The organism is Synechococcus sp. H55.11, from assembly GCF_047462475.1.
In the GTDB taxonomy this organism is placed as follows: domain Bacteria; phylum Cyanobacteriota; class Cyanobacteriia; order Thermostichales; family Thermostichaceae; genus Thermostichus.
Genome location: NZ_JANSJI010000009.1, coordinates 1 through 11,151, shown reverse-complemented (window position 1 = coordinate 11,151; position 11,151 = coordinate 1). Strand labels below are relative to the sequence as shown.

Below are 11,151 nucleotides of genomic sequence, written 5' to 3'. Positions count from 1 at the left end.
TGGATCCTCAAGCTAGCTGTGTTGGCAAAGCAACACAAAAACGGTAGCAGCGGCTTTGCGAGCGCCTCGCCAAATCCCGCAAAGGCCGATTCTTTCGTTGACCCGCTCGATGCCTTGCGCCACAAGGCTTTCAGGCCTCTTGCCCCCCCTCTTCTAGGCCCTTTTTTGCCGTCTTCGACCGACCCCCTCGCAAATGGGTCTTGCATTCCTTGCCCCGCTTGGGTTTAATAAGGGTAGAGTTTGGTTCCCCTTCGGGGGGATCCCTAGAAATTGGCGATCGCAGGAGCCTCGACCACCACCCCGTTCTCGGGTTTGGTTCCCCTTCGGGGGGATCCCTAGAAATTGGAAACGGGGAGAGCTGCGGCTGGGCCAGCACCTGCTCCAAAGGGTTCCCCTTCGGGGGGATCCCTAGAAATTGGAAACACCCGTTGTTTTCTCATCTGTCTTCTCCAAAAATGTGCGGTTCCCCTTCGGGGGGATCCCTAGAAATTGGAAACACAACGACCCCACGTCAAAGTGGGGGCCGCTGTCATCGGAGTTCCCCTTCGGGGGGATCCCTAGAAATTGGAAACCTCGGCGGGTGGGACGCCAGAGCCTTACGAGCCTAGGTCGTAAGGTTCCCCTTCGGGGGGATCCCTAGAAATTGGAAACCAACCGCGATGCCATCCTCGAGGTGCGCACCACCATCGCAGGTTCCCCTTCGGGGGGATCCCTAGAAATTGGAAACCCGGTTAAAGCGGGCCCGACGGCGCTCGGCCTTTTGGTTCCCCTTCGGGGGGATCCCTAGAAATTGGAAACAATCGAAATTCCCCTTCCAATGGGGCGGCGGCGGCAGAGGTTCCCCTTCGGGGGGATCCCTAGAAATTGGAAACCGGGCCGAGCTGGAGCGGAGACGCGAGGCGCTGAACGATGGTTCCCCTTCGGGGGGATCCCTAGAAATTGGAAACGCAATTAAGTCTTTGCTGGAGAGCGCAGATTACTGCGCCGGTTCCCCTTCGGGGGGATCCCTAGAAATTGGAAACTGATGAACCTGGTGTTATCGTTTTCGATTTGGGCCAGGTCTGGTTCCCCTTCGGGGGGATCCCTAGAAATTGGAAACGAGACGCGAGGCGCTGAACGATTCTCTTGCCGTCCTGGGTTCCCCTTCGGGGGGATCCCTAGAAATTGGAAACTGGTTGGGAGCGTACGGGGACGCTCCCGACCTCGAGGGGTTCCCCTTCGGGGGGATCCCTAGAAATTGGAAACGTCAGTAATAACCTAGCGACACCTTAGCAACAGGCCTGTAGGTTCCCCTTCGGGGGGATCCCTAGAAATTGGAAACGAGTTCGAGCTGTCGATCACGCAACTCAGGCAGCTTGTTTGGTTCCCCTTCGGGGGGATCCCTAGAAATTGGAAACCACCTCGATGGTTACGGTGACATCCTCGTAGATCTCGGGTTCCCCTTCGGGGGGATCCCTAGAAATTGGAAACACTTGCGCCAGCCCGTCCCCGAGACCTACCGGACGGGTTCCCCTTCGGGGGGATCCCTAGAAATTGGAAACTCCGAGGTGGCCATGAACTTAAGGCCGTCAGAACGGCGGTTCCCCTTCGGGGGGATCCCTAGAAATTGGAAACCTTCCGAGCAGTCAAGAATCTGACCGATATATTTTTCTGGGTTCCCCTTCGGGGGGATCCCTAGAAATTGGAAACAGTGTCTCCTTCCCGCTGCAGCTCCACCAAGAACCCTTCTGGGTTCCCCTTCGGGGGGATCCCTAGAAATTGGAAACCGGAAGGCCAGGACGGGGTCTTTGGCGTCGACCCAGAGCGGTTCCCCTTCGGGGGGATCCCTAGAAATTGGAAACATAAGTGACTTCTTCGCTAATGAATTTAAAGAGCAGGGTTCCCCTTCGGGGGGATCCCTAGAAATTGGAAACGCCATTTTTGGGACTGAGCAACCTTGGCAAGGCGTTGGTTCCCCTTCGGGGGGATCCCTAGAAATTGGAAACATCGACCTAACCACTGCCACGGTCGCTTATACCGTGGGGTTCCCCTTCGGGGGGATCCCTAGAAATTGGAAACTCCACCTTCACGTCGTCTAGACGTGCGAGAAAGACTTGGTTCCCCTTCGGGGGGATCCCTAGAAATTGGAAACAACAAGGACTGTCAAAAGGCTCATCCGCGAGAGACGGGGGTTCCCCTTCGGGGGGATCCCTAGAAATTGGAAACGTGAAGATGTTGCCAGAACAGTCAAGGAGCTGCGCGGTTCCCCTTCGGGGGGATCCCTAGAAATTGGAAACCTGAAGCAACGAGAAGAGACGCAACGCCGCCTCGAGGTTCCCCTTCGGGGGGATCCCTAGAAATTGGAAACTAGAAACCCACTTTCTTTGTTGGAGAAAAACCATGAAGGTTCCCCTTCGGGGGGATCCCTAGAAATTGGAAACAAGTCGCTGAGCGCGAAGCAGATTTTCTCTGCTTCGTGGTTCCCCTTCGGGGGGATCCCTAGAAATTGGAAACGTACAGCCCAGGGACAAGCCATTCGCCGATCAGTTGTTTCAGGTTCCCCTTCGGGGGGATCCCTAGAAATTGGAAACGGAGCCGGATTGCAGCGGTCCGCCACTGGGCCTCGAGGTTCCCCTTCGGGGGGATCCCTAGAAATTGGAAACGCCCAGCTCGCTGACGATGCGTCCGTCCTGGAATGGTGGTTCCCCTTCGGGGGGATCCCTAGAAATTGGAAACAAACCAGTGAGAAGCTAAGCTCCTTCGGGAGTGTATGCGGTTCCCCTTCGGGGGGATCCCTAGAAATTGGAAACTTTAAATTCTTTTTGACATTGGTTATTATTCTATTTGGTTCCCCTTCGGGGGGATCCCTAGAAATTGGAAACTCTTATCCCGAATCCTCACGGGGAAGGATCGGGTTGGGATCGGTTCCCCTTCGGGGGGATCCCTAGAAATTGGAAACGACCATGTGCCTGCAAGTGAGTATGGTTGCTGATTCTTGGGTTCCCCTTCGGGGGGATCCCTAGAAATTGGAAACCCGGGACGACGGGGCGGGCCAGTGCTGCTACGCCCAGGGTGGGGTTCCCCTTCGGGGGGATCCAACTTCCCTCACCCCTGGCCCCTCTCCCAGTGGGAGAGGGGAGGCGAGCGGTTAGCTCTTCGGGGGATCCCTAGAAATTGGAAAAGATAAAGAAAAGGAATTGGAAACTCCCTAGAAAAGGCGGCTACGGAACTCCGAGTAGATCTCGGCATAAGCCTTGACCCACTCGGAATCCGGCTGGATGAGGCGTTCCACCTGTACCAAGCGATCGGCAGCCTGCTGCACCGAACAGCACCAATAGGCTGAGGCGGCCAGGATGGCTGCCCCTACCGCCGGCTCCGGGTGCCTGACCACTGCCAGGGGGCGGGCGAGGATGCTGGCCCGCAGGCGCAGCCAGAGGGGGCTTTTGCAGCCGCCGCCAGTGGTTAATAGCGGCTCTTGCACTGGGATCCCGTGGGCAATCAAGGTCTCCAGCCCTAGCCGCTCCACCATCGCCACCCCTTCCAAAAGAGCTGCATAAAAGCGAAGGGATCCCACTTCCGCCTGGGGCAAGAAGCCGGCAAATTCGCTATCCAGGATGGGAAAACGCTCGCCGGGCCGGCAGAGAGGATAGCTGACTAGGCCCGTGGGCAGATGGGCCTCCGCCTGCCGATCCAAGGCAGCAAAGTCGCCGCCGGGAAAGAAGTGGGGCAGGACGCCGCCGCCGCAGAAGGAGGCCGCCCCCGGCCACCAACCGCTGCGGTCGGGGTGCAGATGAGAATAGATACTCGGCGTCTGCACAGGGTCAAGGCTGTTGGCCTTGAAGATAAGAGTTGTGCCCAGGCTGGTGGAAACCTGCCCCAAGCGAGTAGCTCCTGCTGCCAGTTGCCCGGCGCAGCCATCGGTGATCCCGGCAGCAATCAGCACTTCTGGCCCCAGCTCCCACTCAGGCCGCACCGTTCCCAGAACTGTTCCTGGCGCCACCACCTCAGGAAAGCGCTTGGGATCAAGGCCCTGCTGAGATAGCCGCTCCCGCGGCCAGGTGTAGGTTTCCAGGTCAAAGCCGCTCTTGAGGGCATGGGTGTGATCGGTTACCCGCCGGCGGCCCCCCAGTTGGCTGAGGAGAAAGTCCGCCGGATGGGCCAGGTAGCTGTCCCGGTATTGGTCGGGATGGGCCTCTGCCCACCACAGCCAGCGGCCGAGCCCCCAACTGGCAGGGATCCCCAAGCGCTGAGCCTGGGCCTGGCCCCGCAGGTCGGAATACAGCCAGGCTTGATCCAGCGGCATGCCCCGCCCGTCCACCGGCAGCACTGTACCCGAGGTGCTGCAGGCACTGAGGGCGGCAATGGCGTAGCGATCCCCCAGTTGAGCTTTGAGGTGGCCCAGCAGCGCCTTCAGGGTGCGCAGCCAGCGGCCTGGATTGGTTTCCGGGGGATCCCAGGAGCGCTCGCTTTTGACCACCACCTCCCCTGTCTCGGAGAGGGCCACCACCCGCATCCCCGAAGTGCCCAGATCGATCCCGAGAAATACAGGGGACATTCAGAGGGGCCGGTAAACTCGGTAGTTGATATTGGGGAAGATGTTGTCCATGTATTCCACCTTGGCCAGCCACTGCTCGTCTTCGGGGGTGGCTTTTTCTCGCCGCAACTGGCCGGCTTGGATCTTCTCGTAGAGGTGATTGAAGCGCAGCAGGTGGGACTTGGTGCGGCGTACGGCATAGGGAACCATCGTCCCCGTGCGCATGATGAAGGCCCAGTCGGAAGATTGGGCCAACAGCACTTCCCGCGCCGCCTGGTTCAGGGCTCGCCACTCCAGGTCATCGGCGGGCTCACGGCGGCTCAGCTCGATCATCCGCTCGGTGGCCTTGTGCAAGTGGGGATAGATCCAGGCGTTGGTGGGGTTGAGCCAGTACTCGTGGAAGCCGCGCGCCCCCCAACTGGATTGGGCCGGTTTGCACACCTGTTGGGTGGGGTTCTCCCGCAAGTACTCCGCCAGGTGGGTCATGCGATAGGTGGTTTGGTCGAAGTAGCTCTTGCGAATGAGAAAATCCAAAAACCAGGGGCCCTCGTACCACCAATGGCCGAACAGCTCAGCATCGTAGGGAGCCACCACCAGCGGCGGGCGCCCCATGACGCTGTGCAGATATTCGATCTGTCGCTGGCGGTTGAACATGAAGTTGCCCGCATGTTCTGCCGCCTTCTCCCTGGCCCAGTAGGGATCGTAAAGTTGCTTTTGCCCCAGATCTAGGTTGCGCCCCGTGATGCGATGGTACTTGATGCCGGTGTTTTTCCGCTGGCCGTTGGGCATGATGTAGGGCTTGATGTATTCGTAGTCGGCCTCATACCCTAGGTCTTTGTAGAACTCGCGATAGACGGGATCCCCGGGGTAGCCCACCTCCGCCGACCACACCTGTTGGGAAGACTCGTGATCCCGACCGAAGACGGCAACACCGGTCTCGGTAAAGATGGGGGCGTACATGCCGTAGCGGGGCCGTGGCTTGGCGTAGAGCAGGCCGTGGGCGTCGGTGATCATGTAGCGCAGGCCAGCATCGGCAATCATCCGCTCCAGCCCTTGGTAGTAGGCGCATTCCGGCAGCCAGATCCCCCGCGGCCATTGGCCAAAGTGCTCGTTGTAGTGCTCGCAGGCCACAATCAGCTGCGCCCAAACCGCCTGCGGGTACATCTGCATCAGGGGCAGGTAGCCGTGGGTGGCGCCACAGGTAATGATCTCCAAGTTGCCGCTGTCCTGAAACTGTTTGAAGGCCCGCACCAGGTCTCGGTCGTAGCGCTCCCAGAGATCGCGGACCATGGCAAATTGCTTGATGTAGTGCTCCGCTAGGTAGCGAATGTGGCCGTTGGTGGCGTTCTTGTCGTACTCCAGTTGGGCCAGCTCTTCCAACTTGGTTAGATAGTGGTCGTAGCGCTCCTGCAGCAAGGGATCCCGCAGCATCGACACCAGCGGCGGCGTCAGAGACATGGTGAAGCGAAAGTCGATGCCATCTCGCCGCAGCCCCTCGAACATGTGCAGCAGCGGGACATAGGTCTCGGTGATGGCTTCGTAGAGCCACTCTTCTTCCAGCACAAAGTCCTGCTCGGGGTGGCGCACAAAGGGCAGGTGTGCGTGGAGTACCAAGGCAAGATAGCCTATCATGGCGGCTAGGGATCCTCAGGTGGGAGAAGATAAGGGAGCAAGCCTTCCTTCCCCAGCAATCAATCTGTAGGGAAGGTTAAGAGCAGCATTGCTACCTATCGTCCAGCATTTCTCCCTCGCGGTCAAGGGCTGGGATCGCTGGGGATCGCTGGTGGCCGCCGGGGGGATGTTGGTCAGGACCAGCGGTGGCGAATTTGGTCGTAGATCTCCAGGTATTCTTTGCCGGGGTAGTTCCAGGAGTAGTCGTAGCTCATGCCCTGGATCTGCAGTTGGCGAAACTGGTCGGGGGCGGTGTACCACAGGTCGATGGCCCGATCCAGCGCCGACTCTAGGGCTGCGTGATCCGTGTGGTAGAACACGTAGCCATTGCGTTGCTCAGGCAATTTGCAACTGTCGTAGTCGCGGTCAAAAACGGTATCCACCAGGCCGCCCACGCCCCTCACCACCGGAACTGTGCCGTACTTGAGGCCGATCATCTGGGTGAGGCCGCAGGGCTCGTAGTGGCTGGGCACCACCAGGATGTCTGCCCCTGCATAGATGAGGTGGGAAAGTTCTTCGTTGAAACCCAGCTCGATGTGAACGTCGGGGTTGTCGTTGAGGTAGCGTTTCTCATGGGCAAACCAGGCGCCGATCCCCGGCTCCGTGGCGGATCCCAGGAGAACAAACTGGGCATTTTTGAACAGGGAGCGGTAGATGGCGTGGTGCACCAGATGCACGCCTTTCTGTTCATCGAGGCGTCCGATATAGGCCACAATCGGCTTTTCGACATCTTGCAACAGCAGCCGTTCCCGCAGGGCTCTTTTGTTTTTGGCCTTGTTTTCCAAAGTTTGCGCTGTGTAGCGAAAAGGAATAAAGCGGTCGATCTCAGGGTTCCAAATATCGTAATCGATGCCGTTCAGGACGCCGCGAAACTTGTGCTGGTGTAAATAAAGCGTGTGACCCAGCCCATAGCCGTAATCGCCAAATCGCACTTCCAGGGCGTGGTTGGGAGAAACCGTGGTGACAAAGTTGGAAAAGACGATCCCGCCCTTCATAAAGTTGAGGGCAAAGGGGTTAAAGTTATCTCGCAGACGATCGTAGTGGAAGTAATAGGGCTCCCGATTGAGGCCAGTGGCCCAAAGAATTTCCGGGCCGCCAAAGCCCTGGTGCTTGAAGTTGTGGATGGTGTAGCATACCCGCTGGTTTTCCATGCCGTGGTACTTGTAGATCTCAAAGAGCAGTACCGGCACCAGTCCTGTCTGCCAGTCGTGACAGTGGATGATGTCGGGGCGCTTGTTGCTTTTGAGGAGAAACTCCAAAGCTGCCTTGCTGAAAAAAGCAAAGCGCATGTTGTCGTCTGGGCAACCATAGTAGCAGCCGCGATTGAAGAAGTTGTCGCCGGAGTGGGGCTCAATAAAAAAGCAAAGGCGGCCATGTACCCAGCCGCAGTACACCGAGCAGTGGATGGCTCCCCCATACCAGGGCACCCAGAGGTCGCGGTAGGCATCGTGCAGGCCCCAGATTTGGTCATAACGCATGGTGTCGTACTTAGGCAGAATCAGCTCGACACAGTGCCCCCGCACTTCTAGCTCCCGGCTGAGGCCGTACACCACATCCCCTAGCCCACCCGCCTTAATGACGGGGGCACATTCCGACGCAATCTGCACGATGTACATTTCGAGATCTCCCGTAGCACCGCCTTACTTTTCTTCACAAAAGATAATCTCTTTTGGCTTCGCTAGCCCATCCCCCGCCTCAGCGAAAAGGGATCCCCGAATAGGGATCCCTTCTGGCAGAACAGGCGCGATTTGGCTGGGCTATCTAGGAGCTTGGATCCCTCAATACCACTGCTGGGCGTAGAGGCGCTGCACCAGATAGAAAACAAACAGGTTCACGTCGACGCGGCGCTCGTCGATCATAAAAGACTCGAGGGTGCTGGCCGGGGATCCTTCAACAGCACAGCGGAAGAACTTGGGCCCGTTGAGGGATCCCTCAGCAAAGAGGACGCTAAACTGCTTCTTGCCGCCGGCAAATGAGCCGACCAGCGTCTTGCCCTCCAGCCGCAGTTGCAGATCGTTGACGCCGCGTTTCTCAAAAGCGGCGATGGTTGCTGGGATCACGTCTTCTGCAATCAGTTGCTCAAAAGGCTTCTCTTCCTTGGCCGGTTTTTTCGCGGCGGCTTTGGCGGAGCCAGTCGCCTCAGTAGCAGGATTAGCGACCTCGACAGGGGCCGACTTTTCGCCAGTGATCTCTTGAGGGGTGGGTTCTCCAGACATGGATCGGTGCTCCGACAACAAGTAAGTTGGGCTACAGACTCAAATGGGCTAGATCTGTCCAGAAGGGCGAAGAGGGCTAGCCTTTGGGGATGTACTGGCCGACGATCCCTTCGGCAGGGATCTGGGGGAAGCCCATGCTGTAGTTGGGAGTACGCCCCTGCAGGTTGTAGGCAATCTCCCCTTGCTTGAGGAGAGAGCGAATGAAGTGTTCCAGGTCAGACCCGATGCGCCGTAGGTTGTACTCGGTCAGATCCCGGCCCCTGTACTCTTCCACCAATTCCTCAAAGCGGGCATAGACCTTCTGCAGGGCGGCATCGTTCCAGACCAGCTCGTTGTCCGGATCCACATCGAGGGTGAGCAGATCGTCGCGGGGCACAAAGTTGTTGTCGGCAGTAACCTCGCCGGCAAAGATGTGAACGTGGCGGGTGGTACATTTCAGCATTACAATGGCTCCAATCTGGATCTAACCTTCTCAACAGCGTATCACTACCTAGCGCCAGTGGGGGATCCGCCATTTGTCCTCAGCCTGCTTCCGCCCAGGTTTTCTCTATGCCTGCTGCTGTTTCCCCACTGGAGCGACTACACATCGAGGTAACCAACGTTTGCAACTTTAAGTGTGAGTTTTGTCCAGATGCGATCATGCAACGGCGGCGGGGGCATATGGATCCCGCGCTGCTGGAGCAGATTTTGGCAGAGGTAGCGGCAACAGGGCTAGCCCGCGTGATTGCTTTTCACCTGATGGGGGAGCCGTTGCTCTACCCACACCTTTTTGAGGGCATTCACAGGGCCGCTGAGCTTGGTCTCCGCCTGCACTTGACCAGCAACGGTAGCACCTTCGCCCTCTGGCCGGAGCACGTTGAAAAGCTGAGCCGCAGCCGGCTGACGAAGTTGACGCTCTCTCTGCAAACTCCCGATCCGGCTACCTTCAGCATCCGCGGAGCACCGACCCGCCTGACGCCGGAGCGCTACTTTGCCGGGATCACCCAGTTTCTGCAGACGCATTTGCGCTCGACCAGCCCTACGCGGGTGCATCTCAAGTTCCTGGATACTAGCCCCCACCCTTTTTTGGTGCCGCACAAGGCTCTTTCGGTGATCGATTCTGCCCAGCAGATGCGCGCTCAGCTCTCGGCTTGGGCCAGACGAGCTTTGCAAGGGATCCCTGATGCACCGGCTCCCGATTGGGTGGACGCCCAGATTGCCACTTATCGAGCGGGCCGCTGGCAGCAGATCCCCATCCATCCGCGCTTGGTTTTGGAAACGTTCCCGTTGGACAGTTGGGGCAATGTGGAAACAAACCGGGTGATCCCAGCCCGTTGGGGATACTGCAATGGGGCTTCTGCTCAGGCGGGGATCCTCTACGACGGTACGGTGGTGCCTTGCTGCAAAGACTACGAAGGGCGAATCCCACTGGGGCAGGTGGCGCCGGGGAGATCCCTGGCCGACATTTTGCGGGGCCAGCCGGCCTGTGTGCTGCGGCAGGGGTTCCATCGCTTGCAGGTGAACCATCCCGTTTGCCAGCGCTGTATGGGCGGAGACACTTTCGCCAAAGCCTTGGCCAGGCAAGTGGGTTCTGTTGTCTACTTCAAGGTGTACCGGCCCTGGAAACAGAGCTTGGATCCCGGCTGGGGACAAGTGTGAATGGTTTCCAGATAAAGTCAATGCCCCCTGGCGGCCCCACGTGACTTTCTTTTGGGCGGCTCAGGTATCGGGAGGGAGTTCCAAGACCAGTGGCCCCAGCAAGCCCTTGCGATAGTCGTTGAGAATTTGCCGCGCCGCTCGTTCGGGATTCCCCTGATAGCGTCGCTCGGCCAGCTCTTGCACGGCTACGTTGCCGAGAGGGATCGCATCCGTCCAGCCGTAGCGCTTTTGTAGGAGCGCTTGGGCTTGGGGCTGCACCTTCAGCACCTGATCCAAAAAGTGGGCCGCCACCCGTTCGGGATCGTAGGCGGCTGCGCCGATGTCATCGCAGATGGCCAACAGAGAGGCCGCCTGCTGATCCGGCAGAGAGGGCGGAATGATGCCCGGCGAGTCCAACAGATCCAACTCCCCTCCCAGCCGCACCCATCGCAATTGCCGCGTCACCCCCGGACGTGCGGCGCTCTCGACGGCCCGCCGCCCCAAAAGCCGGTTCAGCAAAGCGGATTTGCCCACGTTGGGAAAGCCCACCACCACGGCCCGAACCGCCCGCGGTCGCATGCCCCGCTGTTGACGTCGCCTATTGACCGCCTGCCCCAGTTGCAAAATCGCCTGTTTAAGGCGATTCACTCCTTCTCCCGATTGGCCGTTGGTGGGATAGACAGGGATCCCTTGCCGTAAAAAATACTCCTGCCAAGCTTTCAGATCCCTGGCTTCGATACAATCCACCCTGTTCAGAGCCAGGAGGCGAGGTTTTTCCCCCAGCCATTGGCCCAGATCGGGATGGCGGCTGGCCAACGGGATCCGTGCATCCACCACCTCGATCGCCACATCCACCCGCTGCAACTGTTCCCGCAATTGGCCAATGGCCTTGGCAATATGGCCGGGATACCACTGGATGGCCGGAGAACCCATGCCGCCAAAACGTTGAGAGTGAACAACAGCAATCAGCAGTGGGATCCAATCTAGCCCAATTCCCCACAAGAGGCTCGACTGGCCCACCAAAGTATTCAATAATACAAGGCAGAGGGCGCTAGGATCCCTCGCCTGGGCAAGCTAATGTTAAGGCATGTAACAGGGGAGAACCATGGTCAAGCGCGTGCGATTGGATCCCAT

At 58.7% G+C, this 11,151-nt stretch carries 7 protein-coding genes and 1 CRISPR repeat array; of the genes, 1 reads left to right on the top strand and 6 read right to left on the bottom strand.

Annotation, left to right across the window (positions count from 1 at the left end; genetic code table 11):
* Window positions 1-242: 242 nt before the first annotated feature.
* Window positions 243-3,013: direct repeats of the CRISPR family, unit length 36 nt; unit sequence GGTTCCCCTTCGGGGGGATCCCTAGAAATTGGAAAC.
* A gap of 174 nt (window positions 3,014-3,187) precedes the next feature.
* The 5 genes from NW853_RS00255 to NW853_RS00235 all read right to left on the bottom strand — a co-directional run bounded on the left by NW853_RS00255 (window position 3,188) and on the right by NW853_RS00235 (window position 8,842).
* On the bottom strand, window positions 3,188-4,534 hold the full coding sequence (locus NW853_RS00255; protein ID WP_414347087.1) for an FGGY-family carbohydrate kinase: 1,347 nt from the start codon (window positions 4,532-4,534) through the stop codon (window positions 3,188-3,190).
* Window positions 4,535-6,145: a glycoside hydrolase family 57 protein gene (locus NW853_RS00250; protein WP_414347085.1), complete on the bottom strand. Its 1,611-nt coding sequence runs from the start codon at window positions 6,143-6,145 to the stop codon at window positions 4,535-4,537.
* Window positions 6,146-6,318: 173 nt separating this feature from the next.
* Window positions 6,319-7,800, bottom strand: a complete 1,482-nt coding sequence (gene glgA, locus NW853_RS00245; RefSeq protein ID WP_414347083.1) for a glycogen synthase GlgA — start codon at window positions 7,798-7,800, stop codon at window positions 6,319-6,321.
* A gap of 162 nt (window positions 7,801-7,962) precedes the next feature.
* Window positions 7,963-8,400 (bottom strand): DUF2996 domain-containing protein, encoded by a 438-nt coding sequence (locus NW853_RS00240; protein WP_414335695.1) that lies wholly within the window; start codon window positions 8,398-8,400, stop codon window positions 7,963-7,965.
* 76 nt (window positions 8,401-8,476) lie between these two features.
* Window positions 8,477-8,842, bottom strand: a complete 366-nt coding sequence (locus NW853_RS00235; RefSeq protein ID WP_414335694.1) for an NAD(P)H-quinone oxidoreductase subunit M — start codon at window positions 8,840-8,842, stop codon at window positions 8,477-8,479.
* A 107-nt stretch (window positions 8,843-8,949) separates the two neighbouring features.
* Between NW853_RS00235 and NW853_RS00230 the strand changes: the two genes are divergently transcribed.
* Complete coding sequence (locus NW853_RS00230; protein WP_414335693.1) at window positions 8,950-10,038, top strand: radical SAM/SPASM domain-containing protein; 1,089 nt, start codon at window positions 8,950-8,952, stop codon at window positions 10,036-10,038.
* 60 nt (window positions 10,039-10,098) lie between these two features.
* On the opposite strand, the gene ylqF is transcribed toward NW853_RS00230, so the two are convergent.
* Window positions 10,099-10,950, bottom strand: a complete 852-nt coding sequence (gene ylqF, locus NW853_RS00225; RefSeq protein WP_414335692.1) for a ribosome biogenesis GTPase YlqF — start codon at window positions 10,948-10,950, stop codon at window positions 10,099-10,101.
* Between the last annotated feature and the right edge of the window lie 201 nt (window positions 10,951-11,151).